30 protein-coding genes are annotated in these 26,619 nt (G+C 46.4%); 18 read left to right on the forward strand and 12 right to left on the reverse strand.

Annotation, left to right across the window (positions count from 1 at the left end; translation table 11 throughout):
* Window positions 1-77 precede the first annotated feature (77 nt).
* Complete coding sequence (locus HGH91_RS09085) at window positions 78-941, reverse strand: helix-turn-helix domain-containing protein (protein WP_168738149.1); 864 nt, start codon at window positions 939-941, stop codon at window positions 78-80.
* A gap of 173 nt (window positions 942-1,114) precedes the next feature.
* Here HGH91_RS09085 and ispG point away from each other — a divergent pair, with 173 nt between their 5' ends.
* From ispG to HGH91_RS09115, 6 genes are all read left to right on the forward strand, one after another.
* On the forward strand, window positions 1,115-3,073 hold the full coding sequence (gene ispG, locus HGH91_RS09090) for a (E)-4-hydroxy-3-methylbut-2-enyl-diphosphate synthase (RefSeq protein ID WP_168738150.1): 1,959 nt from the start codon (window positions 1,115-1,117) through the stop codon (window positions 3,071-3,073).
* Window positions 3,074-3,156: 83 nt separating this feature from the next.
* Entirely contained in the window at window positions 3,157-3,498 is a 342-nt protein-coding gene (locus HGH91_RS09095; RefSeq protein WP_168738151.1) for a hypothetical protein, read from the forward strand.
* A gap of 223 nt (window positions 3,499-3,721) precedes the next feature.
* Window positions 3,722-4,717: a c-type cytochrome gene (locus tag HGH91_RS09100; RefSeq protein ID WP_168738152.1), complete on the forward strand. Its 996-nt coding sequence runs from the start codon at window positions 3,722-3,724 to the stop codon at window positions 4,715-4,717.
* 20 nt (window positions 4,718-4,737) lie between these two features.
* Window positions 4,738-5,157 (forward strand): DsrE family protein, encoded by a 420-nt coding sequence (locus HGH91_RS09105; RefSeq protein ID WP_168738153.1) that lies wholly within the window; start codon window positions 4,738-4,740, stop codon window positions 5,155-5,157.
* A 10-nt stretch (window positions 5,158-5,167) separates the two neighbouring features.
* Window positions 5,168-6,085: a molybdate ABC transporter substrate-binding protein gene (locus HGH91_RS09110; protein ID WP_168738154.1), complete on the forward strand. Its 918-nt coding sequence runs from the start codon at window positions 5,168-5,170 to the stop codon at window positions 6,083-6,085.
* A 22-nt stretch (window positions 6,086-6,107) separates the two neighbouring features.
* Entirely contained in the window at window positions 6,108-7,001 is an 894-nt protein-coding gene (locus HGH91_RS09115; RefSeq protein WP_168738155.1) for a LysR family transcriptional regulator, read from the forward strand.
* 16 nt (window positions 7,002-7,017) lie between these two features.
* On the opposite strand, the gene HGH91_RS09120 is transcribed toward HGH91_RS09115, so the two are convergent.
* From HGH91_RS09120 to HGH91_RS09150, 7 genes are all read right to left on the reverse strand, one after another.
* The gene (locus HGH91_RS09120) at window positions 7,018-7,524 is read right to left on the reverse strand and encodes a GNAT family N-acetyltransferase (protein ID WP_168738156.1); all 507 of its coding nucleotides are present in this window, start codon (window positions 7,522-7,524) and stop codon (window positions 7,018-7,020) included.
* 30 nt (window positions 7,525-7,554) lie between these two features.
* Window positions 7,555-8,307 carry a metal-dependent hydrolase gene (locus HGH91_RS09125; protein WP_168738157.1) on the reverse strand — a complete coding sequence of 251 codons (753 nt, stop codon included), beginning with the start codon at window positions 8,305-8,307 and terminating at the stop codon, window positions 7,555-7,557.
* A gap of 135 nt (window positions 8,308-8,442) precedes the next feature.
* Window positions 8,443-8,934, reverse strand: coding sequence for a lipocalin family protein (locus HGH91_RS09130; protein ID WP_168738158.1), 492 nt, complete (start codon window positions 8,932-8,934; stop codon window positions 8,443-8,445).
* A gap of 127 nt (window positions 8,935-9,061) precedes the next feature.
* Complete coding sequence (locus HGH91_RS09135; RefSeq protein ID WP_168738159.1) at window positions 9,062-9,553, reverse strand: hypothetical protein; 492 nt, start codon at window positions 9,551-9,553, stop codon at window positions 9,062-9,064.
* 133 nt (window positions 9,554-9,686) lie between these two features.
* Window positions 9,687-10,163, reverse strand: coding sequence for a hypothetical protein (locus HGH91_RS09140; RefSeq protein WP_168738160.1), 477 nt, complete (start codon window positions 10,161-10,163; stop codon window positions 9,687-9,689).
* Entirely contained in the window at window positions 10,154-10,654 is a 501-nt protein-coding gene (locus HGH91_RS09145) for an RNA polymerase sigma factor (RefSeq protein WP_168738161.1), read from the reverse strand. Before HGH91_RS09145 ends, HGH91_RS09140 begins: the two co-directional genes overlap by 10 nt.
* Before the next feature lie 123 nt (window positions 10,655-10,777).
* The gene (locus HGH91_RS09150) at window positions 10,778-11,281 is read right to left on the reverse strand and encodes a GNAT family N-acetyltransferase (RefSeq protein ID WP_168738162.1); all 504 of its coding nucleotides are present in this window, start codon (window positions 11,279-11,281) and stop codon (window positions 10,778-10,780) included.
* Between the two features lie 144 nt (window positions 11,282-11,425).
* On the opposite strand from HGH91_RS09150, the gene HGH91_RS09155 reads away from it, so the two are divergent.
* The 3 genes from HGH91_RS09155 to HGH91_RS09165 all read left to right on the forward strand — a co-directional run bounded on the left by HGH91_RS09155 (window position 11,426) and on the right by HGH91_RS09165 (window position 14,417).
* Window positions 11,426-12,697 carry an acetyl-CoA hydrolase/transferase family protein gene (locus HGH91_RS09155; protein ID WP_168738163.1) on the forward strand — a complete coding sequence of 424 codons (1,272 nt, stop codon included), beginning with the start codon at window positions 11,426-11,428 and terminating at the stop codon, window positions 12,695-12,697.
* A 131-nt stretch (window positions 12,698-12,828) separates the two neighbouring features.
* Window positions 12,829-13,356, forward strand: coding sequence for a hypothetical protein (locus HGH91_RS09160; protein ID WP_168738164.1), 528 nt, complete (start codon window positions 12,829-12,831; stop codon window positions 13,354-13,356).
* 41 nt (window positions 13,357-13,397) lie between these two features.
* A complete protein-coding gene (locus HGH91_RS09165) occupies window positions 13,398-14,417 on the forward strand; it encodes a lipid A deacylase LpxR family protein (protein WP_168738165.1) in 1,020 nt (339 codons plus the stop codon).
* On the opposite strand, the gene HGH91_RS09170 is transcribed toward HGH91_RS09165, so the two are convergent.
* Window positions 14,412-14,885, reverse strand: a complete 474-nt coding sequence (locus HGH91_RS09170) for an SRPBCC family protein (RefSeq protein ID WP_168738166.1) — start codon at window positions 14,883-14,885, stop codon at window positions 14,412-14,414. The two genes, HGH91_RS09165 and HGH91_RS09170, sit on opposite strands and share 6 nt — an antisense overlap.
* 107 nt (window positions 14,886-14,992) lie before the next feature.
* Here HGH91_RS09170 and HGH91_RS09175 point away from each other — a divergent pair, with 107 nt between their 5' ends.
* Complete coding sequence (locus HGH91_RS09175) at window positions 14,993-16,456, forward strand: Ig-like domain-containing protein (RefSeq protein WP_168738167.1); 1,464 nt, start codon at window positions 14,993-14,995, stop codon at window positions 16,454-16,456.
* A 61-nt stretch (window positions 16,457-16,517) separates the two neighbouring features.
* Complete coding sequence (gene recR / locus HGH91_RS09180) at window positions 16,518-17,138, forward strand: recombination mediator RecR (RefSeq protein ID WP_168738168.1); 621 nt, start codon at window positions 16,518-16,520, stop codon at window positions 17,136-17,138.
* An 85-nt stretch (window positions 17,139-17,223) separates the two neighbouring features.
* On the opposite strand, the gene HGH91_RS09185 is transcribed toward recR, so the two are convergent.
* Window positions 17,224-17,442 carry a hypothetical protein gene (locus HGH91_RS09185; RefSeq protein ID WP_168738169.1) on the reverse strand — a complete coding sequence of 73 codons (219 nt, stop codon included), beginning with the start codon at window positions 17,440-17,442 and terminating at the stop codon, window positions 17,224-17,226.
* Between the two features lie 420 nt (window positions 17,443-17,862).
* On the opposite strand from HGH91_RS09185, the gene HGH91_RS09190 reads away from it, so the two are divergent.
* The 6 genes from HGH91_RS09190 (at window position 17,863) to HGH91_RS09215 (ending at window position 23,711) form a co-directional block, all read left to right on the forward strand.
* Window positions 17,863-18,879 carry a homocysteine S-methyltransferase family protein gene (locus HGH91_RS09190; protein ID WP_168738170.1) on the forward strand — a complete coding sequence of 339 codons (1,017 nt, stop codon included), beginning with the start codon at window positions 17,863-17,865 and terminating at the stop codon, window positions 18,877-18,879.
* 44 nt (window positions 18,880-18,923) lie between these two features.
* The gene (gene metH / locus HGH91_RS09195; protein WP_168738171.1) at window positions 18,924-21,686 is read left to right on the forward strand and encodes a methionine synthase; all 2,763 of its coding nucleotides are present in this window, start codon (window positions 18,924-18,926) and stop codon (window positions 21,684-21,686) included.
* Window positions 21,687-21,769: 83 nt separating this feature from the next.
* Window positions 21,770-22,534: an exodeoxyribonuclease III gene (locus HGH91_RS09200; protein ID WP_168738172.1), complete on the forward strand. Its 765-nt coding sequence runs from the start codon at window positions 21,770-21,772 to the stop codon at window positions 22,532-22,534.
* A gap of 18 nt (window positions 22,535-22,552) precedes the next feature.
* Window positions 22,553-22,855, forward strand: a complete 303-nt coding sequence (locus HGH91_RS09205; RefSeq protein ID WP_168738173.1) for a DUF4286 family protein — start codon at window positions 22,553-22,555, stop codon at window positions 22,853-22,855.
* Between the two features lie 316 nt (window positions 22,856-23,171).
* Window positions 23,172-23,441 (forward strand): HU family DNA-binding protein, encoded by a 270-nt coding sequence (locus tag HGH91_RS09210; RefSeq protein WP_012788562.1) that lies wholly within the window; start codon window positions 23,172-23,174, stop codon window positions 23,439-23,441.
* A gap of 150 nt (window positions 23,442-23,591) precedes the next feature.
* Window positions 23,592-23,711 (forward strand): 30S ribosomal protein THX, encoded by a 120-nt coding sequence (locus HGH91_RS09215; protein WP_145661582.1) that lies wholly within the window; start codon window positions 23,592-23,594, stop codon window positions 23,709-23,711.
* 117 nt (window positions 23,712-23,828) lie between these two features.
* Here the strand turns inward: HGH91_RS09215 and pdxH are convergent, their stop codons facing one another.
* Complete coding sequence (pdxH, locus tag HGH91_RS09220; RefSeq protein WP_211092251.1) at window positions 23,829-24,476, reverse strand: pyridoxamine 5'-phosphate oxidase; 648 nt, start codon at window positions 24,474-24,476, stop codon at window positions 23,829-23,831.
* Between the two features lie 86 nt (window positions 24,477-24,562).
* On the opposite strand from pdxH, the gene HGH91_RS09225 reads away from it, so the two are divergent.
* Complete coding sequence (locus tag HGH91_RS09225) at window positions 24,563-25,681, forward strand: DUF3298 and DUF4163 domain-containing protein (protein WP_168738174.1); 1,119 nt, start codon at window positions 24,563-24,565, stop codon at window positions 25,679-25,681.
* Window positions 25,682-25,780: 99 nt separating this feature from the next.
* On the opposite strand, the gene pyrH is transcribed toward HGH91_RS09225, so the two are convergent.
* A complete protein-coding gene (gene pyrH, locus HGH91_RS09230; protein WP_145661588.1) occupies window positions 25,781-26,494 on the reverse strand; it encodes a UMP kinase in 714 nt (237 codons plus the stop codon).
* Window positions 26,495-26,619 lie beyond the last annotated feature (125 nt).

Raw genomic sequence — 26,619 nt, forward strand, 5'->3', positions numbered from 1 at the left:
AAGGGTTGGCAAATAAGTACGCAAATATACCCCGGGGTAAAAGGAGGGTGTTAGGACTATTTATCCATTGACTTGGACTATTTGAACATCATGTCCCGGAAATCCTGTGGAGAGATACCTGTATTATTTTTAAAAAAACGGCTAAAGTAAGCAGGGTCTTCAAATCCAAGCTCATAGCAGATCTCCTTGACACTTTTATGACTAAAGGCCAGGTTGCGTTTGGATTCGAGTACAATACGATCGTGGAGTAGTTCAGTAACAGTACGACCAGCCGTTTCTTTGGTGATTTCATTTAATCTTTTAGGCGTGAGCGCAAAAGCATTGGCATAAAAAGCCACCTGGTGTTCTGTTCTGTAATGTTGTTCGAGCAAGCGGCGTAATTGCACTACCCGGGCATCGTGGGTGAAAGGCATCATCGTTTCTGCCGCATTGCGTTTCTTTTCCCGCTCAATAAGTAACAAGAAAGCGTTGAGGTAATGTTTTACAACCCCCTGGCTGCAATGAGGCGCCGTGGTTTTTTCCTGTGCCATGAGGGAGATCAGGCCATGCAGCGAGGTGGAGGTATGATCGCTGATGGTGATGGGAGCATATCCATGCCAGTTGTCGAATAAGTTGGTAAAGTCGTAGAGGGTTTCCTTATCATGCTTATTGGTAAAATAAAATTGTTCGGTGAAGTACAGGAAATGGCCTTCCCGCTCGCAATCCAGCTGATGTACCTGCCCTGGACGAAGCAGAAAAATCATATTATCTTCCACTTCATACCAAACAAAATCCACCATATGTCTGCCTTTGCCCCTGATGATCCAGATAATCTGGAAATGATCATGGCGATGGGGCTGGTCTGTGAGCTCATTGCGGAAGGTACCCAATGGCGCTACATTGAACTGCCCTTTGAAAGGTAGTTGCTGATAAGGAATATCTATGCTTTTATTCACTAACATATAGAGGTCCGAAATTACGCCTTTATCGCCTATTTCCGGTTCCCTGCTTCCGCCGTTCGTGGAATTTAATGTAGCTTTAAGCCGTAGCGGAAATTGCCGGCTTCGGAGCGCCACTTTTAGCAAATTTTTACCCTACATGTTACTAACTTTGCTCTGCAGGAAAACAAAAATGTATGCAACTTTATTGCAACTCTTTAACAGAATACAAGCGACTGGCCACACTGGAAGTAAAGGTGGGAGATCTGATCATCGGTAACTTTAACCCGGTGCGCATTCAAACAATGACCACCACCGATACCATGGATACTGCGGCCACTGTAGCCCAAACCATCCGCTGTATTGAAGCAGGTGCCGAGCTGGTAAGAATTACCGCCCCCAGTAAGAAAGAGGCAGATAACTTATTGGTTATCAAGAATGAACTTCGCAAACAAGGATATACTACTCCCCTGGTAGCCGATATTCACTTTACCCCCAATGCTGCGGAAATTGCCGCCCGCATTGTGGAAAAAGTGCGTGTAAACCCCGGGAATTATGTAGATAAAAAGAAATTTGAACAGATTGATTATACCGACAGTGAATACCAGGAAGAGATAGACCGTATCCGGGAGCGCTTTTCCCCGCTGGTAAAGATCTGTAAAGAATACGGCACCGCTATGCGGATAGGCACCAACCATGGTTCCCTGAGCGACCGTATCATGAGCCGCTATGGCGATACCCCCATGGGTATGGTGGAAAGCGCCATGGAATTCTTGCGCATCGCAGAAGATCTGCACTATCGCAATATAGTGCTGAGCATGAAGGCCAGCAATCCGCAGGTAATGGTACAGGCTTACCGCTTGCTGGTACAAACCATGCAACAGGAGCTGGGACACTGCTACCCGCTGCACCTGGGCGTTACAGAAGCCGGTGATGGTGAAGATGGCCGCATTAAATCGGCTATCGGCATCGGTACGCTGCTTGAGGATGGCGTAGGCGATACCATTCGTGTATCTCTCACAGAAGATCCTGAATTTGAACTCCCTGTATGTAAGGATATCGTGAAACGTTATACCAACCGCCAGGACACTATTGCGCTACAACCAGTTACGCAGGTGCCCTACTCCCCGTTTGAATACCAACGCCGGGAAAGCCTGGCCGTAGAAAATACCGGCGACAAACAAGTCCCGGTGGTAGTAGCTGATTACAGCCAGCAGGGTGCTCTTGAGCCAGAACACTTACAAGCTATCGGCTATGTATACGATGCCCCCAGCGATAAATGGAACATCGGAGATGCAGCAGCAGATTACCTCTATACCGGCAAACAGGTTCCTGGTTTCGGCTTACCCGGCACCCTCCGCGTGGTGGTAGATGCAGACCACTGGCAGCATACAGCTTCTTCCACTGAGATAGTACCTTACTTTACCGCCGAACAATATGTACAAGCCCTGGCCAGTGGTAAAACCGCGCCAGTGAACTTTGTACAGTATAACTGTAACAACAGTAACGCTACCCAGGAGGAATTACTCCGCCAGTTGCAGCAACCTGCCATTGCCGCCAATGCTATACTGGTAGCCACTGCCACCGGCAGCAATGCGATGGCAGCCATCAGGCGTTTATTTATTTCCCTGCTGACAGATAATATCAAAGTGCCGGTGATTATACAGAGTATCAGTCAACAGCCTACGGCCGATGAACACCTGATCCACCATGCTACCGAAGCGGGCGCCCTCTTGCTGGATGGCTTCGGCGATGGCATATGGCTGACCAACCAGGCGCCTGTTACTGGCGAAACTGCCTCGCTCAATAACATTGCCTTTGGTATTTTACAGGCTACCCGCACCCGTATTTCCAAAACAGAATATATTTCCTGCCCATCCTGCGGCCGTACCCTGTTTGATTTACAGGAAACCACTGCCAGGATACGGGCGGTAACCCATCATCTGAAAGGCGTTAAAATAGCCATCATGGGCTGTATCGTGAATGGACCCGGTGAAATGGCTGATGCCGATTTCGGATACGTAGGCAGCGGTGTAGGAAAAATTACCCTGTACAAAGGGAAAGAAATTGTGAAAAGAGGCCTTAACAGCGACGTAGCGGTGAATGAACTCATTGACCTGATCCGCGAAAACGGTATGTGGGTAGATAAGAATTAATTATTAAATATTGCTTAAAAATAAAGCCTGGCGGATACAGCAATGGAGAAAAAAGCTTAAATTTTCATAAAACATATTTGATCATGAAAAAGCTCCTCACCGGATTACTGGCCATGTTTATGGGTTTCACCGTAATGGCACAGGCACCTGCAACTGCAGCAAAAAAAGAAGTAAAGGCAACTAAGGCTAAAACTGAAAAAGTAGAGAAGAAAGCTGAAAAAGTAGAGAAAAAGGCTGCCGCTGCTCCTGCTGCTGCTGCCGCTACCCCGGCTCCTGCTGGTCCTACCAAAAAAGATGGTACGCTTGATAAGCGCTTTAAAGCCAACAAAACTGCTGCTGCTCCTGCAGGTCCAACTAAAAAAGACGGTACTCCTGACATGCGTTACAAATCAAATAACAAAAACGCAGGTAAGAAAAAAGCATAACCTGGTCGTCTGACTAACGCTAAATAATTAATTTCCAGAGCCCCGTACAGCCATTGCTGTACGGGGTTTTCTTTTAAAAATATTTTTACTTACTTTTATCGCTTCACGTTTTTGTTATCAGGTGTCCATAACTAAATGTTATCAGTAATAGTTATTAGTTATTTGACATCGCTTTGGGGGACGGCTACCTTTGTGGCATCATTCCACCAACCTGTAATTTCAAATGGAAGCCAGAAAAGTTCAACGTTATAAGCGGGTCTTATCCGGAGCCCTGATATGCCTGCTTATTTTAGCATTATTGGTAGGTATAGAAACCTATTTGTTATCTGTTCGCCCACCTATCCATTCCGGCCCGGCGGCCGTCGCAGCCGAGCCCGCGGCAAAGCCCTGGCAACCGCCAGCCGCCACCACCCTGCCCAACGGAGAAGCCGGCATCACCGTGCTTTACGGGCAGGCATTGATTCGCGAAACAGCCACCTTCTTCGGGCCTAACGGGAGCATACGCCCGCTCACCAATGGTATGAATTGTCAGAACTGCCACCTGCAGGCCGGCACCAAACCTTTTGGTAATAACTACAGTACCACCGCCCGCTCCTACCCTAAATTCAGGGCAAGATCCAACAGTGTGGAAACACTGAACAAGCGCATCAGCGACTGCTTTGAACGCAGCCTGAATGGGACTGCACCAGACAGCAATTCGCGGGAAATGGGCGCCATCAGGGCCTATATCGAATGGCTGGGTAGCGGTGTAACTACTGATGAAAAGCCTACTGGTAGCGGCATTCCCAAACTGGCGTTGCTATCGCGCGCAGCCAGCCCGGAAAAAGGCGCTAAAGTATATACACAACAATGCAAAACCTGCCACGGCGACCAGGGAGAAGGCGTAAAGAATCCTGACAGTGTCACCTACGTCTACCCACCGCTATGGGGCTCCAGCAGTTACAACGATGGCGCCGGCCTATACCGCCTGAGCACCTTTGCGGGTTATGTAAAATATAATATGCCTTTTGGCGTAGATTACACCAGCACCAGGCTGACCGATGAAGATGCCTGGGATGTAGCCGCTTTTATTAACTCACAGCCAAGGCCGCATAAAGATCAGTCGGCCGACTGGAAGGACATAAAACAAAAACCTGTTGATTTTCCATTTGGTCCGTATGCAGACGAATACTCTGAAACACAGCATAAATACGGACCTTATATTTCCATGCAACATTAATCGTAAACATTAAACACCTTATGAAGAAGTTAGTTTTTCTCCTTTGTCTTTTTAGCCTGTTGGGCACCCAATACGCCATGAGCCAGCGCAAATCGAAGTACAAAGCTGTTTATCAACTCAACAGTGACGATGATAAAGTAATTCGCAATACATTGCGTAACATAAAAAATGCACTGGAAGATCCACGGCTGCAAAATAAAGTAACTATTGAACTGGTTGCCCATGGCGGTGGCATTACTGCCTATAAAAAGGATAAGCCTTATGAATCGCTGCTGCAAGACCTGCTGAATAAAGGCGTTATCCTGGTAGAGTGCGAAAACACGATGCGGGAAAGGAATATCACCAAAGACGAGCTTTTTCCTTTCATTCAATATACACCCAGCGGTAATGGCGAATTGATTATCAAACAGTCTGAAGGCTGGCATTACGTACACCCATAAACGAAAACACATGAAGTACTTTGTAACATGGCTGATAGTAATGGTATTATTGGCCGGGGGATTATATGCCCAGGACCATCGGTTTGATCCACCCTGGAATACGCCACCAGCCGCAGGTGTATCGTTTACCGTACCAGGCATCGACAATGCACCGGATCTGTATGGCGATATCATCGATCCTCAGCTGGTGATTTTCTTTGCCGGTAACCAGTTTATGGTGATAGACTCGCTTATTCATGATTTCAAACAGGTATATCCTCAATACCAACGGGTATTTGCGGAAACGTTGCCCCCAGGCATACTGGCACAGCAAATCCTTACCGGCTCCCTGGTTATGGGTAATCTTCGTATAGCCATACAGCCAGATATTTATACAGCCGGCAAAAGCCGCATTGATCAGCTTAAGGATAGCTTTTCCGTGGTAAGAAATTATGCCGACAATACGCTGGCTATTATGGTACAAAAGGGTAATCCGAAAAAGATTAGCGGGTTGAAAGACCTGGGCCGCAAAGATGTAAGGGTAGCCATGCCTAACCCTGCCTGGGAAGGCATTGGCAAACGTATAGAAGAAGCCTATGTAAAGGCCGGCGGCCCCTCCCTGAAGGAAGCCGTGATGAAAGATAAAACCGCCAACGGCAGTACTTACCTGACCAAAATTCATCACCGGGAAACCCCGCTGCGCATCCTGTATAAACAGGCAGATGCAGGCCCGGTATGGTTTACCGAAGCGTGGTACCAGCAAATGATCGGGCACCCCATCAACCTGGTAAAGATCCCCGAAAAAGAGAATATCAGGGCCACTTATTGGGCGGGTATCCTTAAATCAGCACCCCATCCGCAGGCCGCAAAGGACTTTATGGATTTCCTGATGGGGCCAAGGGGGCAACAGATTTATAAACACTTTGGCTTTGCCCCGCCTGAGTTGTAAGGTTATTTTGTATTTTTATTGCATGTTCGATTTCAGACTCAGGGTATTTCATACCGTCGCCAAACGCCTAAGCTTTACCAAAGCTGCAGAGGAGTTATATATTTCCCAACCTGCTGTTACCAAGCATATTCACGAGCTGGAGCAACAACTGGGGATGGCTCTCTTTGAAAGGATAGGCAACAAAATTAAATTAACCCGTGCAGGTATGCTGGTTATGCATCACGCAGAAATCATTTTTACCGACTACCGGAACCTGGAATACGACGTCAATCAATTAAAACATATGCAGGGTGGTTTGCTGCCCATAGGGGCCAGCACCACCATTGCCCAATACCTCATACCACCGCTGCTGGCCAAGTTCAATCAACGTTACCCGGATGTAAAAACATCATTGACCAACGGTAATACGGAACAGATTGAGCAGGCGCTGTTTGAAAAAACAATACAGCTGGGTATTATAGAAGGTAGTTCCAAAAATCCATTATTGAAATATGTAGAGTTTGCGAAAGATGAAATTGTGCTGGTAGGGAATGTAAAACACCGTTATGGCAATGGCGAACCCCTTACCGCCGCCGACCTGAAAACCATTCCCCTGCTGATGCGGGAACATGGCTCCGGTACGCTGGAGGTAATTACCGAAGAGCTGAAGCGGCTAAAGTTAAAGATCACCGACCTGAACGTAGCCATGTATATGGGTAGTACGGAAAGTATCAAATCATACCTTCACCATTCGCCCTGTGCCGCCTTTATTTCCCTGCAGGCGGTACAGCGTGAACTGGAGCTGGGAGAGTTTACCATTTTGCCGGTAAAAAACTTTAAGCTGGTGAGAAAGCTCCATTTCACTTATCTACAGGGCTTGCAGGATAAGCTTTGCCAGCTTTTTATCCGATTTACGCGGCAAAACATGACGGAATAACGGAGATACCCCTACGTTATTTATTAAGCAGGTGCCAGTGCAACATTTCCCCCGAAGTCATAGTTTCTTTCATTCCCAGGTGTTGTAATATTTTCCTGGAAGATGTATTTGTAATATCGCATTCTGCTATCAGTTTCCTGACGTGGGGTTGCTGGAAAGCCCATGCTACCAGCGCGGTAGCGGCTTCCTTCATATAACCTTGTCCCCGGTGAGAGGGCAACAGGGCGTATCCTATTTCCACGACCCCATTTTTATCGGGCCGACCTTTGAATCCAATATCTCCCAACACTGTTTTACCGGCTTTGGATACAATAATCCAGAGCATCCAGGGATATGAGGCCGGGTCGTGTTGCAGCAGCTCAATAAAGTGCGGTAATTGCTCCCTCAGATCTTGTTGTGGCCATTCGTCCGGAATGTGTGCCTGTATTACTTCTCCGGCATCCGGATGCCGGAGATAAATCTGCGTCAGCAAGGGCAAACGGCAGGGATATATTAATAAGCGTGCAGTATCAAGGGGTAACATAATTCTTATTTAATCATTCCTATAGCTTCGCTAATGGTTTCCTGGTTTCACTACTGAAGTATCCAATGTTTCTCCTGGTTTGAGTGCATGAATGACCAGGCGTTCCACGTCTTCTGTCAATGCTTTCAATTTTTCCGGTGTTCCGGTTAAGGTGGACATGGTACCATAGTGACAGGGAATCACATGTTTTACTTTCAACAACCGGATAGCAAAAGCCGCTTCCAGCGGCCCCATGGTATACCTGTCGCCTATTGGTAAAATAGCAATATCCGGTTCATATATCTCTCCTAATAATTCCATATCGGCAAACACCGAGGTATCGCCGGAATAATACACAGAAATATCGTCACTCATCCAGATAATAAATCCGTTGGTAGTATGTGGATAGCCGATCTTTCCATCCGGCAGATGCACCTGGGCAAAATGAAAGGCATTTGTCATGGTAATTTTAAGGTCCATAATGGATATGGTGCCCCCAGCATTCATTTGTTCAAAAGTATGTTCCGGCACTCCCTGTTCCTGTAGGTAATAGCGTACAATAGGATTGGCAATTACTTTCGGTGATTTGGTACGGATCAGCTCTATTATTCTACTGTCCAGGTGGTCGCGATGGCCATGCGTAATCAGGATCAGGTCTACCTGTTCGGGGATCTCGATACCTGTTGGTAAAAATGGATTGTTGGTATACCAGGGATCTACCAGGATAACGCGACCTTCGGGGGTATTGATCCGGAAGCTGGCATGGGCCAGGAACTGAATTTGAGAATGCTGCGTGCTCATCATATTGGTGCTTTATGATTCCTTTCTAAATATAACATTAATAGCACACAAAGCATATAGCTATTGAGGCGAATAACCTGAACGGATAATTACCGCTAAGATCATTCGCCTCAATCGTTCTATGTGATATATTATATTTTACTTCCTTTGCAGTGTATAGATAATAGCGGCACTTTTACCTTCAAAGTTCACATTTGCTCTCCAGGTCATCATGCTTCCCGCGCCGGTTACTTCCATGCGGTATCCTTCTGTTACGTTTTTGGCTTTATCGCCGGTGAAGAGTTTTTTGAAGCCAAACAGGGTAACGCCGTTAGATTTGGTGAGCGTCCAGGCAATCTTCTGTGTAACGGGGCTGCAACCATTATCTGTAGAAGAAAGCGCGTAAGATCCGCCTGCCCAGTTATCAGGGAGTATCCACTGGCTACCGATAAAGCATTTTGCATTGGCTTCGTCGAAAACAGTTACTTTGGCGTTATCCGGGATACCTTCATATTTAATATCGGTCAGCACCCAGTTACCTTTTACGGAGCTTTTGGTAATGTCTTGTGTTACGCCTTGTTTAGGGGAGCAGGAAGATGCAAAAATGGCCACGATAGCCATCAGTAATGCTGCAAATGAAAATTTTCTCATGGGAAATTAATTTGTGTGTTTAAATGCCATAGTATTCAACACGCAGTTATCAAATAAGGTTTATAACAGCACGAATACGGCGGCAAGTTCTGCATTTACAATAAACGTACCAAATGAAACCGGGTTATTAATGGGTTATGTCGGTGGAGTGAGTGATGGCGGCTACTTTGAGCTTTATTAATACCTCTTCCAGTTGCTGGGCGCGCTGGTGAAAGTACCAGGTACTGGCGGCCAGTGACATCGTAAGTACTGTCATGGCGATAAATCCGCATCTCCACCAGATACTCACGGTAATGCGGCGGTTCCAGAAAGGCTCGAGGCGTATATAAGCGTTACGGGAATTCGTAGGCTCATGGGTGTTATAGTTCCGCCAGGTATGTTCTTCCTTTCTCTTATCGGTTCTGAAGCGTTGTAAAACCAGGGTTCTCAGCTCATCAGGCGGCACTTGTCCCTCTTCCTGTAATTTATCTTCAATTCTCAGTTCAGCCGCAGTAATTTCAATATCCAGCAATGGATAAATAAGGCGCAGGTGTAGGAGCTCTTCTTCCTGGTCTGGTGAAGTGAGGCCGAGCACGTAACGCTCTATAATGCCACTTTCGATATAGTCGCTAATATTCAAACCGTTAGTTTACAGAAATCAGCCACCATTAAATATGATTATTTAATACCATATTTATAAATACGGTAAATCACCCCTCGGTGGATTGTCAAATTTATATTTTTTTTTAAATAACGATTTTCGGGGGTAAAAATTACAGTCTACTGCTTTGTACCTGCTCTTGTTGATAACGTGCAGGCAGTAAATCGCTGTGTTGTTCCTGTGACTGGCGGTATTTAAGATAGTAGAAAATGGCCAGGAACAGGAAAACCTTGGACATAATAAAGAAGATGATAAAGAAGATTTTCCACCAACGATGCACCGTAATATGGTCGCCGTCTTTAGGCTGGATATTGATAAAGGTATAGTTAGAATTGTTATCTCCGAAATGGCCACCGCTATTGTGGTCCCAGCGGATTTTCTGCAATACACGATCACGGATTTCTACAGGAGGCAAAACGGGCTCATCAAATGCAGCCCTTTCCAGCCTGCGCTCAACGAATTCCACCTCCGTATTGAGTTCCGGATAAAGTCTTCTCATATGTTGCAGCTCTTCCACTTCTGCTTCAGAAGCCAGGCCCAACACGAAGGACTCGATAATACCGCTTTCTATGTAGAATTTTAGTTCCAAGTATTTTTTAGGAATTGTCTGAAAGATCTCATAGCATCTCCCAGTATGTCATTTATTTGCTCTTCCGGCAAAGCCAGTAAGCGAGCTATCGTTGCGATTGATAATCCTTTAAAATAAGAAAGCCTGAACACCTGTTGTTGATCTGCTGGCAGCACCAGGTAAAACCGTTGCAAAATACCTTCTTCCTGTCTTATTAGTTCCGTGCCGGTTAACGCGGTTTCCGGTACAACTTCTTTAATGGCGAATTCTCTTGCTTTGCGCATCAGCCATGCAAACAGCGTTTGGTAGCCGGATGAATGAAACGTTCCAATGTGATGAAAGGCCCAGTTAAATACTTTTACAATGACTTCGTTTGCCCTGTGTTTAACGGGTACCAATTGCAGTACCATATTGTATAGTGCTCCTGCATACCGGTCATATAACAATTCTCTCGCCGCTGGGTCTTCCACCAATAAGCGTTCTATTAGCTCCTGCTCACTTATATGTGCCAAACCTCGCCGCAAAGATGTTGTGTACCGGATTTTTTAGATCGCTAATATAGGCCAAAAATCCCATCTAAATGTCATAACATATGATCAATATTTATCCACCGATTGAGCTAAAATGGATAACTTTTATGAGAGTAACATATGATATAACCAATACTGCTGCCCCAAAATAGGCTCCAGTTCCCGCATTACGCTAAAGCCCAACTGCTCGTATAAGTGCCTGGCATCGGGCATAATAGTGCTGGTATGAAGTCCTAGATGCTGTTCTCCATTAGCACGTGCCTGTTGAATAGCCATTTCCGTTAAACGGCGTCCGATTCCCCGTCCCCTGAAACGGGGATCTACCCCTAAACGACGTATATAAGCCCATTCTGCCGGGCAGGGGTAGGCAGGATACCCGGAAGGTGTGAGGAATAACACCCCGGCCAGCTGGTTACCCGCCTCACATACCAGGGTGGCTGAAGTATGCATCAGCTCCTGTAATTTGGCACCATCAGACAGGCTATGCTTCATTTGCGCCCAGTACTCCGGCGCCAGCACCGATTCAAACTGCCCGTAACTTAATAAAGTAACTTCCGTGATGGCCACCGCATCAGGCTCCTCCACCCAACGATAGTTCAGTATATCCATATCCGTTATTTAAGCGCATTGTCCAACAAATCAATAGGTTATTTGTTGACATGAAACAAGTGACAAGAATCAAAACTACAATATGACTTTGCTCATATTTACTTTTTTTTCTGCACGATAATTTTGCAGCAAACTAATATATACATGTCCTACACAACTATCTCAAACGCAGTATCACTTATACAATCGGGGCATACCGTATTCCTGCACTCCGCTGCCGCTACACCGAAAGAACTGGTAAAAGCCATGACTGCCCGCAGCCACGAACTGCAGAAAGTACGCCTGGTGAGCATTCATACCGAATGGGAAGCTACTTATGCCGAACCTGAGCACGTACATGCTTTTTATGTAGATACCTTCTTTGTAGGTAAAAATATCCGCAAAGCCGTTAACGAAGGACGGGCCAATTATATCCCCATGTTTCTCAGCGAAATACCCCGGTATTTCAGGAGCAACGAACTTCCTATCGATGTAGCAATGATTTCAGTATCCCCACCCGACAAAAACGGTTATTGCACCCTGGGCGTATCCTGCGATGTAACCAAGGCAGCTATTGATATGGCGAAGATCATCATTGCAGAGGTGAATCCTCATATGCCCCGCGTACTTGGCGACGGGGTTATCCACATTTCCCGGATTGATGCGGCTGTTGAGGTAGATTACCCTATTTACGCTCAACAAATAAATCCACCCAGTCAAACAGAATTGGCCATAGGCCGCCATGTGGCCTCTCTGATTGAAGACCGGGCCACTTTACAGATGGGTATTGGCGGTATTCCCAATGCCGTACTGCAATGCCTTACTACACACAAAGACCTGGGTATACACACGGAAATGTTTTCCGATGGGGTGATCGACCTGGTAAAAAAAGGCGTTATTACCGGCAAATACAAATCCGTGCATCCGGGCCTCCTCATTTCCAGCTTTGCCATCGGCAGTCAACGCCTGTACGATTTTATGGATACCAATCTCATTATGCGGTTGATGGATGTGGAATACGTAAATAATCCCACTACTATCCGGAAAAATCCCAGGGTAACTGCCATCAACAGTGCAATAGAAATAGATATTTTTGGGCAGGTATGCGCCGATTCAATCGGGTTCCGGCAATATAGCGGCGTAGGCGGACAAATGGACTTTATGCGCGGTGCTGCCCTTTCGGAAAAGGGGAAACCCATTATCGCCATCCCATCCGTTACGTCTAAAGGTGTGTCCCGGATTGTATCCCGCCTGCAACCCGGCGCCAGCGTGGTAACTACCCGGGCACATGTACACTATGTAGTGACAGAATATGGTATCGCACACCTGCTGGGGAAAAACCTTAAACAACGTGCGCAGGCACTGATCAATATTGCACATCCCGATCACCGGGAACAATTACAAAAAGATGCATTCGAAATATTCAAGGTATTCTGATAACTACTAAAACAATTACGAACATACGAAGATAACGACCTCTTAACATGCGGGAAGGCTGTTAATCTGTATCTCCCGCAAAACTATTCCTGGTAATTTAATGTTATTACAAGTAATAAATATCATCCTCCATGTACATTAAAATTACACTACTAGCAACCTCCTTATTGGCTATTATCTCCTGCGCCAGCAATAATAAAAAAGCAGGAAATGATACCGACACCACCCTGTCGGTGCAACCCATTAATTCCAGTCAACTGGATGTAAAGCCGCTTTCCGGCTACTTCCTGAAAAACACGATCAAGGTAACGGATAGTCTTACTTTTTGGATAATTGATAACCAGGCGTCTTTTGATAGCTTGTTTGGTGTGGCCAAAACCATGAGCAACACGATTGACCAGCCTGATTTTGGCACCCAGGTGGTGGTGGCCGCCACTATGCCCGCTACCTACTACGATACCCAGATACAGCTGGAGTCGGCTACCTCCGACGATCTGACCAACAATGCAGAAATGCACTTTGTTGCCACTTCCAGCCCGGATAAAAATAGCGCTGCTATCGTACCGCTGTGGCTGGGAGCTATTCCTAAAACAGGGAAAAGTACTTTTAAGCTGTTTACCGGCGATAACCTGACTAAAACCATTACCACCCAACAATAACAGGCCTTCTTTCCAGGAGGTTATACATTAACGCCAACCGCATGAAATGTCGTATCATTTGGTTACTGCTCTGTGTTTTAGCTGAAACAACTTCCGCCCAGATTACACAGGACGCTACCAAACAAATACGGATATACGAGGATGATGATTATTTCAATTTATGGGGACGGGGTACCGATCGCGCTTATAGCAACGGAAGCGCTATCGGGTATAGCTATATGAAAAAGAAGCCATCAGCATTTCTTGATAAATGGATATTGCCTCAAGCCGGTCCACATGCCATCAACGTGTTTAGCTGGCAGGTGATGCAGGTAACGATGACGCCGAATGACATTTCTGCGACCACTTACCAACCCGATGATTTTTATTATGCCGGAGGCCTCTTTGTAAGCCATGGGCTTACTTCCTATAATCCGGACCGGAAACATAGCTTTCATGCTGAATTCCTGTTGGGAGTAATGGGCCCCTGGGCACTATCGAAAGAAGGACAAACGCTGGTGCATCATGTTATTAATTATCAGCTCCCTAAAGGCTGGAGCAACCAGTTGCCCAATGCCCCATTACTCAACTACAACTTCACTTATGAAGCAATGTTGTGGAACCCGCTCAAAAGCCTGGAAGTTATAGGAGGCGGCACTGCCAGGCTGGGGTTAATGGTGAACAGTGTAACAGCTTCCCTGTATGTACGGTATGGGCTGATTAACCCCTACTTTGGTCACCAGGACCTCGCGACAGCCACTCACCGTAAATTTCAGCTATATATAACGGCCAGACCCCAATTGAGCTTCGTAGCATATAACGCCCTGTTACAGGGAGGGCTTTTCAGTGGCACCGACAGCCAGTTTACTACACAAAAAGCCGAGCAGCGTACACATATGCGGACGTTGATAGCGGGGATAGATTATGGGATAGGGATTGTGATAAAACGGACCACCATCCAGTACACCCAACTGTCGGCCAGCGAATGGATGGCTGGCACCCGTAAGCATTCCGTGGGTAACTTTACCTTTTTGATACCGATATCCCGCAAAAGAGAGGTTCATCGTACTCCAGCATTATAAACCTGGTGGGCCAAAGATCCTTTCAACAGCTTTATACCGGTATTCAAACAGCATAGCCAGTTGTTGCTTTACAAACAGGCGATGCGCCAACTTTCCCAGCCAACCCAGGGGTAATCGATAATGTACCAGGTCGGTCATTTTAACGCCGCCGGGTACCTGCTCAAAATGGTGCTCATGGTGCCAGATACTGTAAGGCCCTACCCTTTGTTCATCTACGAAGTAAGAAAGGTAGGATACATGCGTAATTTCCGTCATCCACTCCCGCGGAATGCCCGCCAGCGGCGATATCTTATAGGTAATCACCTGCCCTGGATATACCTGGCCGGTATAAGGGGCGGAAGTAACAATAAAACGCATAGCGGCAGGCGTAATATGCTGCAGGTTAGCGGGGTTTGAAAAATAGCTCCATACCTCCTCCTGCGGGGCTGGAATTACCTGGGTACGCTGTATTGAATAAATGCTGGCCATGTATAATGATTAAGGAAAATAGATGGATCTGCCGTCCGGAAGGTAGCAAATTCGTAATTCTTTAAATGAGTTCGTAAGTTTGTAGCCTACTTAATACGACCAGGTACATGAATCAATATATCAGGAGCTGGATTTTCTGGCTGATGTTTATTATCGTTTCCATTACATTTACGCGATGCGCCAACATTGTGCCGCCCAGCGGCGGTCCCAGGGATAGCTTACCCCCAGTGCTGCTGCAGGTAACGCCGCGTGACTCTTCCCTTCATTTCAAGAGTAAAAAAGTGTCTTTTATTTTTGATGAATATGTAGAGCTGGACAATGTAAACGATAAGCTGATCGTTTCGCCTACCCTGAAGGCGACTCCTATTGTAATAGCCAAGTTACATACCGTTACCCTTGAAATCAAGGATACGCTACAACCCAATACCACCTATACTTTCAACTTTGCCGACGCCATTCGGGATATCAATGAACGTAATGTTGCCCAGGATTTTCAATACGTGGTATCTACCGGTGATTACCTGGATAGTTTGCAGGTGTCCGGTCACCTTATAGATGCCGAAAATGGTAAGGTAGACAGTAACATCGCAGTAATGTTATACCGGGACCTCAGCGACTCGGTGGTATCCAAGGAAAAGCCGGTGTATTACGCCAAAACCAAGGGAGATGGCTCTTTCCGGTTTAAAAATATTGCTCCCGGCGCCTATAAGATTTTCGCGCTGAAGGAGGAAGACCGCGACCTGCAATACGACCAGCCCAGCGAGTTGATCGCCTTTGTAGAGGCCCCTGTGGTTTTAAAGGAAAACAATGTGTCGGATGTAAATATGCTCCTGTTTATGGAAAAAGACAGTACGATTAAGCCGCCACCGGAGCCGGTAGATTCTACTGACCTTCAGCAGGAAGAAGAAAATAAGGATAAGAAAAAGAAAAAGCTGCCCAAACTCACGGCTACTGCCGCTTTAGATGGTGGTATGCAGGAATTGCCGGCGCCGTTGAAAATAACCTTTTCACTGCCCCTGAGAAACCTGGACAGCAACCGGACAATATTGGGAGAAGACAGCGCCTATAACAGCGTACCGTTTACCAGTAACATGGATTCGACCCGGACACAGCTGACCATTACCCATACCTGGAAGGAAGGCATTCCCTACCGGTTTATTATTCCTAAAGATGCGCCTACCGATACGGCGGGGCAGCAGCTGGCCAGGGCCGACACTATTAGCTTCCGAACGAAAAAAGTGGCAGATTATGCCATTTTCACGGTCACGGAACTCACTATCAGCGATAGTACCCGGGAAGCGATCAACGATAGCAATATGCATTACGTGGTACAGCTGGTACAGGATAAAACCATAAAATATTCGGGGACCATTGTGAATGGCAAATGGAGCCAGCGCTTTATTACACCTGGCGAATACCAGATCAGGCTGTTGCTGGATACCAACGGCAATGGTAAATGGGACCGGGGGAACTACTATACCCAGCCAAAGAAACAGCCGGAGCGGGTTATTGTGATCGACAAGGTAAACCTCAAGGCTTACTGGACTGTGCCCAAGAAAATAAGTATTTAATCTGATCGTGGCGGAGGGAGCGCTGCTGTTCCCTCCGCTGCAATATTCCTACCTTTGCACCATGATATTTTCCTCTGCACTGATAGAAAACGCGGTAAATGAATTTGCAAAACTGCCTGGTATCGGCAAAAAAACGGCCTTACGCCTGGTATTGCACCTGTTAAAGCAGGAAACAGCCCAGGTGGAGCAGTTTGGAGAAGCTATTGCCAGGATGCGGCAGCAGATCCAGTTTTGCAAAGTGTGCCATAATGTGTCAGACGCCGAAGTATGCAGTATTTGCAGCAGCCATTCCCGGCAAAAGCAGGTGGTATGCGTGGTAGAAAGCATCCGAGATGTGATGGCGATAGAGAACACGCAGCAATTCAATGGCTTATATCATGTATTGGGAGGCATTATCTCTCCTATTGATGGTATAGGCCCGGATCAGTTAAATATACATTCGCTCGTAGAGCGGGTGCAGCACCAGGGAGTAGAAGAAGTAATTATGGCGGTAAGTCCGACGATTGAAGGGGATACCACCATTTATTATCTCTCTAAAAAACTACAGGCATTTCCGGTAAAAATTACCACGATAGCCCGTGGTATTGCCTTTGGTGGGGAGTTGGAATATGCCGATGAGATGACGCTGGCACGTTCTATCAGCAACCGCTTACCGCTGGAGAGTTATGTGCAAAACAAATAAGTAAGAGCATAAACGACTGAAAATAAATACGGGTGCTCAACAGCACCCGTCTTCGTTTAACCTGTAATTCCACGTTATGAAAAAGTTATCTGGCAGTACCCTTTGCAGGGGTATCAGGTAATATTTTATGATTGGTTTCTGATGTTTGTTGCTCTTGCAGGGCCTTCCAGCGCTGCATTTCATATTTATTTAAGAAACATACCTTGAACACTTCCGATTGTGAATCGTTTGACTGGGGCACAGGCTGTAAACCAAGGCTGGCCAGGTGTTTATGCAGGGTATGGATATGTTCTGAGATAGTCATGACTGACGATTTTGTTGTTGTAATAAAAAAATGGGAGAACTAATGACGAATACGTTAGCAGCAACAGCAGCTACACGAGGCGCAGGTAAAGGACTGGTGGGTGGCCAGGGCTGGTAAATTCACACTATTTCTATCATTTTGTTGCATGATATCATTTATTACTCCACAAATATAGTAGACTTTGTAGACTTTTACCAAATTAAATTTATGGTATAATCAAAATCTATATTTAACAACAACATTATAAACATATCATAAAAACCCGTTTAAAGGCTGGCTACTTCTTATTTTCCGTAAATACACAAATCAAGAAAATAGCTGGGAAAAGGTTATATTTGTGGCACTTTTACGGGGTGGATTTGTTTATTGTTCGACCCCGTTATCATTTCTTAACAGTAACTAATAAACGTCTTAACAGATATGAAATCTTTACAGGACTGCGCTGATGAGCGCATACTCATTATAGATGGTGCAATGGGCACCATGATCCAACGCTACCAACTCCAGGAATCAGACTACAGGGGCGCCCGATTTGCCGACTACCCCAGCGATCTTAAAGGGAACAATGACCTGCTGAATCTTACCCAGCCTCAGATTATTGAAGCTATTCACAAGGAGTACCTGGAAGCAGGCGCTGACATTATTGAAACCAATACCTTCAGCAGCACTTCCATTGCCATGGCCGATTACGACATGCAGGAACTGGCTTATGAACTGAATGTAGCCGCTGCAAAGATTGCGAAGAAAGCAGCAGTGGAATACACCGCCAAAAATCCTGATAAGCCACGCTTTGTAGCCGGCGCCATAGGGCCCATGAACAAAACCCTGTCGCTATCGCCAGACGTTAACAACCCCGGCTTCCGCTCCGTTTACTTCGACGAAGTAGCAACAGCCTATGAAGAGCAGATCAGGGGCTTGTACGAGGGCGGCGTGGATATTTTACTGATAGAAACTATTTTCGATACCCTCAACTGTAAGGCGGCCATTTATGCCATCAAAAAGTATTTCAGGGAATCCGGCAACCCCGAGTTGCCTGTCATGATTTCTGGTACGATTACCGATGCTTCCGGCAGAACCCTGAGTGGACAAACACTGGAAGCATTCTACATCTCCGTGATGCACGCCAATCCATTTTCAGTTGGCCTGAACTGCGCACTGGGCGGACAACAAATGCGTCCTTATGTAGAGGAATTATCCAACATTGCCAGCTGCTATGTAAGCTGCTATCCCAATGCCGGCTTGCCTAATGCCTTTGGAGAATATGACGAAGAACCGGAAGATACCGCCTGCATCATAGAAGATTTCGCCACATCGGGCTTTGTGAACGTGGTAGGTGGCTGTTGCGGGACAACCCCGGATCATATACGCCACATTGCGGAACATGTAAAGCATATTCAACCACGCCGCAGGCCAGTATTGGCTGAAACGCTGGCATAACCTATCTCTGGACAGTTTTTTATTAAACACCACCAACAGCAACAATGAGCGAAGTTATTATCAATAATACGGACATCAGTGAACCAATTGCCGGTGAAGGTCAACGGGTTATCAAACCCTATCTGCGCCTCAGCGGATTGGAACCGCTGGTGGTCAGACCTGAAACCAACTTTATCAACGTAGGGGAACGTACCAACGTAACCGGTTCCAAGAAATTTGCCCGCCTTATCAGGGAAGGTCATTTCGAAGAAGCCCTGTCTGTTGCCCGTCAACAGGTAGAAAGCGGGGCCCAGATCCTGGACGTAAACATGGACGATGCCCTCCTCGATGGCGAAGCAGCCATGGCTACTTTCCTGAACCTGCTGGCAGCGGAACCGGATATCTCCCGTATCCCGATCATGATCGACTCCAGTAAGTTTTCTGTGATTGAAGCGGGGTTGAAATGCGTACAGGGGAAGTGTATTGTAAACTCCATCAGCTTAAAGGAAGGAGAAGCCAAATTCATTGAACAAGCCCACATCTGCAGAAGTTACGGCGCCGCCGTAGTGGTAATGGCCTTTGATGAGCACGGACAGGCCGACACAGAAGAAAAGAGAGTGCAGTTCAGTCACCGCGCTTATAAGATCCTGACCGAAGTAGTAGGCTATGACCCACAGGATATCATATTCGATCCCAATATATTTGCAATTGCTACCGGTATCGAAGAGCATAACAACTACGCCGTAGAATTTATCAGCGCTACCCGCCGCATCAAAGAACTAATGCCCCTGGCGAAAGTAAGTGGTGGGGTAAGTAACGTATCCTTTTCCTTCCGTGGTAATGAAACGGTACGGGAAGCCATGCACTCCGTATTCCTGTTTCATGCCATCAAAGCGGGCATGGACATGGGTATCGTAAATGCCGGGATGCTGCAAATCTATGATGACATAGAACCACAGCTCCGCGAATTATGTGAGGATGCCATACTAAACAGGCGAGAAGATGCCACAGAGAGATTGATACAGTTTGCCGAAACCGTGAAGGCCAAAGGTAAGGTAGTGGAGAAAGATGAAACCTGGCGCACCGGTACCGTGGAAGAAAGATTAAGTCACGCACTGGTAAACGGCATTACCGACTACATAGATGGTGATACTGAAGAAGCCCGTCAGAAATATCCCCGTCCGCTGGATGTGATCGAAGGCCCGCTGATGGCGGGGATGAACATAGTTGGCGACCTGTTTGGCAGTGGTAAAATGTTCCTGCCACAGGTAGTAAAAAGCGCCCGCGTAATGAAAAAATCCGTAGCCATCCTCACCCCTTACATTGAGGAAGAAAAAGCCCGGATCCAGGCTGAGCAGGGCGGCGAAATAAAAAATGCCGGTAGAATATTGCTGGCCACCGTAAAAGGCGACGTACACGACATCGGTAAAAATATTGTAGGCGTAGTGCTGGCCTGTAACGGCTATGAAATTATTGACCTGGGGGTAATGGTTCCGGCAGAGAAAATCCTGCAAACAGCCCGCCAGGAAAAAGTGGATATCATTGGTCTCAGCGGCCTGATTACCCCCAGCCTGGATGAAATGGTGCACGTAGCCCGTGAACTGAAAAGACAGGACTTCAACATTCCGCTCATCATTGGCGGTGCTACCACCAGCCGTACCCATACCGCTGTGAAGATAGCGCAGGAATATGGACATGGAGTAGTACACGTACTGGATGCTTCCCGCAGCGTAACCGTTACGGGCAGTTTGCTCAACAAAGCCCTGAAACCCGATTTCCTGGCTGGTATTAAGAGTGAATATGAGAAACTGAGCGAGGCATTCAAGAATAAAAAACAAACCAAACAGTTTCTCCCGATTGCTGTGGCTCAGGAAAACAAAACGGTGATCGACTGGCCCGCTTTCACGCCTGTAAAGCCTAAAATGACCGGTATCCGGAAATTTGAGCAATACGACCTGGGAGAAATTGCAAAATATATTGACTGGCAGCCATTCTTCATTGCCTGGGAGCTCCATGGTAAGTTCCCGCAGATCCTCAGTGATGAAGTAGTAGGGGTAGAAGCCACCCGCCTGTACAACGATGCAAAGGAACTGCTGAAAAAAATTGTTGCAGAGAAATGGCTGACCGCCAATGCGGTAATAGGCATTTTCCCGGCTAACCGCGTGGCTCCGGACTCTGTAAAAGTAACGCCAGAACAGCCAGATATTGCCCCTGCCCAGCTGGAATTCCTGCGTCAGCAGGTGAAGAAGGCGCCAGGTCAGGCCAACCTGTCACTCGCGGATTTCATTGCCCCTGCGGAAACCGGCAAAACCGACTATATTGGCGGCTTTGCAGTAACAACCGGTATCGGCATCGAACAGTGGCTTGATAAATTTAAAGCCGAGCATGACGACTATAACAGCATTATGCTGAAAGCGCTGGCCGACAGGCTGGCAGAGGCTTTTGCGGAACTGATGCACGAACGGGTACGTAAAGAGTTCTGGGGATATGCATCCGAAGAGCACCTTACCAATGAACAGCTGATTAAGGAAGAATACGCGGGGATACGTCCGGCGCCAGGTTACCCTGCCTGCCCAGACCATACCGAAAAGTACAAGCTGTTTGACCTCCTGAATGCCACCGAAAATACCAGCATTACCTTAACCGAATCGCTTGCGATGTACCCTGCATCCAGCGTTAGCGGCTGGTATTTTGCTAACCCGGAAGGCAAATACTTCGGGCTCGGAAAAATAGAAAAAGACCAGGTAATAGACTATGCAGCCCGCAAAGGCTGGACAGTAGAGGAAGCTGAACAATGGCTCCGCCCCAACCTGGAATACGATATCTAAATAAAGTAGTAGCTGGTGTTTGGCCGCGCATACTCCCCTATGCTACCTGCCGCTAAACACCGGCTATTCAAAGTTTACAGCGCATGAGAATCATATCTTACAACGTTAATGGCCTGAGATCGGCCATGACCAAAGGATTTACCGAATGGTTACAATCTGATCCTGCCGATATTATCTGCCTTCAGGAAATAAAAGCCCACCAGGAAAACGTCGACTTTCAGCAATTTGAGCAACTGGGATATGAACATTACTGGTTTCCGGCCCAAAAGAAGGGCTACAGCGGCGTGGCCGTGTTGACCCGTATCAAGCCAGATTTTGTTCAATACGGCAGCGGTCATCAACAGAGCGACCAGGAAGGTCGCTTTATACGGCTGGATTTTGGCGATCTTACGCTGATCAATACCTATTTCCCTTCCGGCACCAGCGGAGATGACAGGCAAACCTATAAATACCAGTGGCTGGAGGAATTTTTCCAATACCTGGACGCCCTGAAGAAAACCCGCCCAAACGTGGCAGTATGCGGCGATTACAACATTTGTCATAAGCCCATTGACATCCACGACCCGGTAAGCAATAAAAATTCGACTGGCTTTTTACCCGAAGAACGGGCCTGGATGGACCGCTTCTTTGAGAGCGGTTTTGTAGACAGTTTCCGTCATTTCAACCCGGAACCGCACCAGTACAGCTGGTGGAGCTTCCGGGCCAATGCCAGGAACAATAACAAAGGCTGGCGTATCGACTATATTAATGTAACATCTCCCCTAAAAGACAAGCTTAAACATGCCTCCATTTACCAGCAGGTAAAGCATTCTGACCATTGTCCGGTGTTCGTGGAGCTGGCCCTTTAAGCCTTACAAACGGAAGATATGATCATATATAATGTAACCACAAAAGTGGCCACAGGGCTGAGTTTTCAGTGGATAAAGTGGATGAAGGAGGAGCAGATTCCGGCTATCATGGCTACCGGGTTATTCCGGGAATACCGTATAAGCCGGTTACTGGAGCAAGACGATGAGGAAGGACCTACCTATGTAGTGCAATACCTTGCCGATAGCCTGGAGGAATATAACCGGTTCGTAATGCAGCATCAACAAGCCCTGCGGCAGCGTGCCTACGCCATCTTCGGCGATGCTTTTGTGGCATTTAATACCGTGATGGAGGTCATTTAAGTAAGGGGTCTTGACTAAACTTATCCACAGGAAATCCACTATTTTCAAGGCATCCGGACTTTGGTACAATACTTGGTCCAAAGCCACGTTAATAGTAAAAAAACGGGTAAACATGCTTCCACAAAGGGTTTCATGGGATTATGCTAAAGTCGGGTACTTTAGCATATTATAGCCTAATCAGCTGTAACCGTTACCAGTAGCGTTTTTCAGCCGATAAAATTTTCTATAAAAAAGTTGTAAAAAATTTGGTAATCTGATAAAACGCGCTATATTTGCTCACATCAAACATTTTTTCACTAGTTAAATCTTACTAACTATGAACAAAGCCGAATTAATCGACAAGCTTGCTAAAGATGCAGGCATTACCAAAACCCAAGCTAACGAAGCTCTGGATTCTTTCACCAAAGCTGTTGCTGATACCCTGAAAAAAGGTGGTAAAGTAACTTTGGTTGGTTTCGGTACTTTCTCCGTTTCTAAACGTGCTGCACGTAACGGTAGAAACCCACAAACCGGTCAGATCATCAAGATCAAGGCTAAGAAAGTTGCTAAATTCAAAGCTGGTAAAGCTTTATCTGACAAGCTCTAATCAGTTAGCACAACTTATTCAAGCAAGGAACAATCATGTTTCTTGCTTTTTTTTTATATCAAAGGGCCAGCACTACGCTATTTCATCGAATTACAGTAATTTGCAGGCTGATAACATCATATTTAAACAACAAACTTCAAATTATTCGTTATGGGTAGAGGAGATATTAAAACCAAAAGAGGTAAAATCTTCAGTAAATCTTTCGGCAAAGTAAGATCTGCTAAAACCAGAAAAAATTCTGCAGCTAAAGCAGCAGCGCCAAAAGCGTAAGAAGCTGAAAGCTTGAAGCATAAAGCAAAAAGCTATTGAGGCGAATGATCAGAGCGATTTCATAATATCTGCTTTGATCATTCGCCTCAATAGCTTTTTGCTTTCGTCTTTATGCTCTTAAGGGGCCAGTCGCTCTATTTTCCAGCTACCTTCAGCGGTCAATGTATACAGGATTCTGTCGTGCAGCCGGCTACTTCTCCCCTGCCAGAATTCAATGACCTGTGGCTTCACCAGGTATCCACCCCAGTAATCGGGCCTTTGCGGGGCTTCCTGCTTATATTTTGAAGCTACCTGGTCTACCTGTTCTTCCAGGAACGATCGGTCAGGAATGACCTTACTCTGAGGCGAGGCAATGGCTCCTATCCTGCTTCCCAATGGCCTGCTGTTATAATATTCGTTGCTGACAGCCATCGGGGCTTTACTCACCGTACCTTCTATGCGTACCTGCCTCTCCAGTTCCCGCCAGAAAAACAACAGCGTCACATGCGGATTGGCGGCCAGCTCTTGCCCTTTGCGGCTTTCGTAGTTGGTAAAAAATAGAAACCCTTCTTCATCAAAACTTTTCAGTAATACAATACGTGCTGAAGGATGCCCATCTGGCGTGCTGGTGGCCAGTGTCATGGCATTAGGCTCTTCAATTTCACTATGGATAGCATCCTGCCACCATTTACCAAACTGGGATAATGGATAAGGCGCTACTTCGCTTTCATCCAGGGAAGCCAGCTTATAATCTTTCCTTAAATCAGCTATTTTCTGGTTCAACATGCGCAGTTAATTTTATTGGTTCAAACGGGTCCTCAAAGGTATGGAAGGATAATAGTAATTTTGAGCTACCTGATATAAATCATACTATGAAAAGAGCTTCATTTCTGCTGTTGATATTTGTGGTTGCCCTGTTTTCCTGTCATACGCGCAATGGCAACGGTAACACCGGCCCCGGCGACACCACTAACATTATTGTTCCGCTGGCGTCTGCACCTCTCTTTTATACACAGCTGAAAGGGAAACTGGGTGACAAGGAAATTACCATGCAGCTGTTAAAAACAGCGCCTCACCTGTTTCGCGGTTACTATTGCGATGATAGTACCGGCAGGCCGGTAGGTTTATGGGGAACACTCGACTCCGGCCTGGTAAACCTCTACGAAGAAACTAATAACAGTGCGGAAGATCGCCTGTTCAGCGGATACCTTTCAGACGAAGGGAATTTCAAAGGAGTATGGCATGGCAACGGTACCTCTTATCATTTTGAATTTCATACCGACCTGAAAAAGGCGGTGCCTTTGCAGGTATTTTACCAGATAGATTCTGCCAGCTTAATTCCCTCCTTTCCCAAATCACCCATTGGGACGGTTTCCAGCAGCATTATCTGGCCGGATTCGCTGGTAGATAGTACTATCGCCAATTTTATCATACAACAGGTAACCGGCAGCACCGCGTTGCGGAACCCACAGCAATATATACGCAGGGGTATCGATTCTTTTATTATGAGTTACCGGGTATCCGCCAAAGATGCCGACAGCAGCGAGTTTAGCGATGCTTCCGCCGCCTTGTCGTGGAATTGGACTACCGACAATGATATGAAAGTGGTGTACAATACCTGGCCATTGCTGGTAATTGAAAAGTATGCATATGACTTTACTGGTGGCGCACATGGTAATTGGGGAGCTACTTACAAAACGCTGGATCTCTCTAAGAAGCAGGTGCTCACCCCGGATGATATTTTCAAACCGGGATATAAGGAAACGCTGAGTACTTTGCTGGATAAGGCTTTCAAAGACCGGTTTCATATGAGTGAAGAAGAAGCGCTGGATCAGAACCTGCTGGTAAAAAGTATTCCGCCTAATAATAACTTTATAGTTACCAATAAAGGGGTTGCCTTCAGTTATGTTCCTTATGAAATAGGGCCTTATGCACTGGGACAGGTAACCTTGTTTATTCCGTTTACGGCCATGAAGAGTATACTCCGGTAGCGCTTAAAGCTATTGAGGCGAATGACCTTAGCGATTTTTAAATATTCGCTTTGATCATTCGCCTCAATAGCTTTATGTTTTTTGCTTGATGCCTTGTGCTTATCCCTGCACCAGTGTTCCTACATTTTTCCCCATGATTACGTTCAGGAGGTTACCCTGGCGGTTCATATCAAATACGATAATAGGCAGCTTATTTTCCTGGCAAAGGGTAAAGGCTGTCATATCCATTACGTTGAGGGATTTCTGGTATACTTCGGAGAAGGTTATTGTTTCGAAGCGGGTGGCTGATTTATCTTTTTCCGGATCGGCGGTATAGATACCATCTACGCGGGTACCTTTCAGGATAACATCTGCCTGTATTTCTATGGCCCGTAAAGAGGCTGCGGTGTCGGTAGTGAAGTAGGGGTTACCGGTACCACCACCGAATATTACAACACGACCTTTTTCCACGTGGCGGATAGCGCGGCGGCGGATATAAGGTTCAGCGATTTGTTCCATTTTAATGGCAGACTGCAGGCGGGTATATAAACCTACTTTTTCCAATCCACTCTGGAGGGCCATTCCATTAATCACTGTTGCCAGCATTCCCATATAGTCTCCCTGTGCTCTTTCAATGCCCGTTTCGGCTTCGTTCATACCGCGGTAGATATTCCCTCCACCGATCACGATGGCTACCTGTACCCCGAGGTCAGTAACCGCCTTGATATCGTAGGCATACTGAGTTATCACCTTCGGATCAATACCATAATTTGCATCCCCCATGAGGGCCTCACCGCTCAATTTGAGCAAAATACGCTTATACTTTGGCAACATGACGCTATAAAATATTGTAAGATTGTGATTTCCTAATCTGATTACGGTATTCTAATATACAACTTAAAGGCAGAAAGAAGGAAAAAATGCTTTTTCTTGTTCCTGTTCCCGATAGATTTAAGTGT

The organism is Chitinophaga eiseniae, assembly GCF_012641265.1.
In the GTDB taxonomy this organism is placed as follows: Bacteria; Bacteroidota; Bacteroidia; order Chitinophagales; family Chitinophagaceae; genus Chitinophaga; species Chitinophaga eiseniae_A.

What these genes read in the sequence shown, in the direction of transcription:
- HGH91_RS09120 (WP_168738156.1), bottom strand. Translation starts at nt 7,524, where the DNA reads ATGTTACCCCTTGATACTGCACGCTTATTAATATATCCCTGCCGTTTG.
- ispG (WP_168738150.1), top strand. Translation starts at nt 1,115, where the DNA reads ATGCAACTTTATTGCAACTCTTTAACAGAATACAAGCGACTGGCCACA.
- HGH91_RS09155 (WP_168738163.1), top strand. Translation starts at nt 11,426, where the DNA reads ATGTCCTACACAACTATCTCAAACGCAGTATCACTTATACAATCGGGG.
- HGH91_RS09100 (WP_168738152.1), top strand. Translation starts at nt 3,722, where the DNA reads ATGGAAGCCAGAAAAGTTCAACGTTATAAGCGGGTCTTATCCGGAGCC.
- HGH91_RS09170 (WP_168738166.1), bottom strand. Translation starts at nt 14,885, where the DNA reads ATGGCCAGCATTTATTCAATACAGCGTACCCAGGTAATTCCAGCCCCG.
- HGH91_RS09125 (WP_168738157.1), bottom strand. Translation starts at nt 8,307, where the DNA reads ATGATGAGCACGCAGCATTCTCAAATTCAGTTCCTGGCCCATGCCAGC.
- HGH91_RS09150 (WP_168738162.1), bottom strand. Translation starts at nt 11,281, where the DNA reads ATGGATATACTGAACTATCGTTGGGTGGAGGAGCCTGATGCGGTGGCC.
- recR (WP_168738168.1), top strand. Translation starts at nt 16,518, where the DNA reads ATGATATTTTCCTCTGCACTGATAGAAAACGCGGTAAATGAATTTGCA.
- HGH91_RS09110 (WP_168738154.1), top strand. Translation starts at nt 5,168, where the DNA reads ATGAAGTACTTTGTAACATGGCTGATAGTAATGGTATTATTGGCCGGG.
- HGH91_RS09165 (WP_168738165.1), top strand. Translation starts at nt 13,398, where the DNA reads ATGAAATGTCGTATCATTTGGTTACTGCTCTGTGTTTTAGCTGAAACA.
- HGH91_RS09105 (WP_168738153.1), top strand. Translation starts at nt 4,738, where the DNA reads ATGAAGAAGTTAGTTTTTCTCCTTTGTCTTTTTAGCCTGTTGGGCACC.
- pyrH (WP_145661588.1), bottom strand. Translation starts at nt 26,494, where the DNA reads ATGTTGCCAAAGTATAAGCGTATTTTGCTCAAATTGAGCGGTGAGGCC.
- HGH91_RS09160 (WP_168738164.1), top strand. Translation starts at nt 12,829, where the DNA reads ATGTACATTAAAATTACACTACTAGCAACCTCCTTATTGGCTATTATC.
- HGH91_RS09130 (WP_168738158.1), bottom strand. Translation starts at nt 8,934, where the DNA reads ATGAGAAAATTTTCATTTGCAGCATTACTGATGGCTATCGTGGCCATT.
- metH (WP_168738171.1), top strand. Translation starts at nt 18,924, where the DNA reads ATGAGCGAAGTTATTATCAATAATACGGACATCAGTGAACCAATTGCC.
- HGH91_RS09215 (WP_145661582.1), top strand. Translation starts at nt 23,592, where the DNA reads ATGGGTAGAGGAGATATTAAAACCAAAAGAGGTAAAATCTTCAGTAAA.
- HGH91_RS09200 (WP_168738172.1), top strand. Translation starts at nt 21,770, where the DNA reads ATGAGAATCATATCTTACAACGTTAATGGCCTGAGATCGGCCATGACC.
- HGH91_RS09205 (WP_168738173.1), top strand. Translation starts at nt 22,553, where the DNA reads ATGATCATATATAATGTAACCACAAAAGTGGCCACAGGGCTGAGTTTT.
- HGH91_RS09185 (WP_168738169.1), bottom strand. Translation starts at nt 17,442, where the DNA reads ATGACTATCTCAGAACATATCCATACCCTGCATAAACACCTGGCCAGC.
- pdxH (WP_211092251.1), bottom strand. Translation starts at nt 24,476, where the DNA reads ATGTTGAACCAGAAAATAGCTGATTTAAGGAAAGATTATAAGCTGGCT.
- HGH91_RS09225 (WP_168738174.1), top strand. Translation starts at nt 24,563, where the DNA reads ATGAAAAGAGCTTCATTTCTGCTGTTGATATTTGTGGTTGCCCTGTTT.
- HGH91_RS09210 (WP_012788562.1), top strand. Translation starts at nt 23,172, where the DNA reads ATGAACAAAGCCGAATTAATCGACAAGCTTGCTAAAGATGCAGGCATT.
- HGH91_RS09190 (WP_168738170.1), top strand. Translation starts at nt 17,863, where the DNA reads ATGAAATCTTTACAGGACTGCGCTGATGAGCGCATACTCATTATAGAT.
- HGH91_RS09095 (WP_168738151.1), top strand. Translation starts at nt 3,157, where the DNA reads ATGAAAAAGCTCCTCACCGGATTACTGGCCATGTTTATGGGTTTCACC.
- HGH91_RS09175 (WP_168738167.1), top strand. Translation starts at nt 14,993, where the DNA reads ATGAATCAATATATCAGGAGCTGGATTTTCTGGCTGATGTTTATTATC.
- HGH91_RS09115 (WP_168738155.1), top strand. Translation starts at nt 6,108, where the DNA reads ATGTTCGATTTCAGACTCAGGGTATTTCATACCGTCGCCAAACGCCTA.
- HGH91_RS09085 (WP_168738149.1), bottom strand. Translation starts at nt 941, where the DNA reads ATGTTAGTGAATAAAAGCATAGATATTCCTTATCAGCAACTACCTTTC.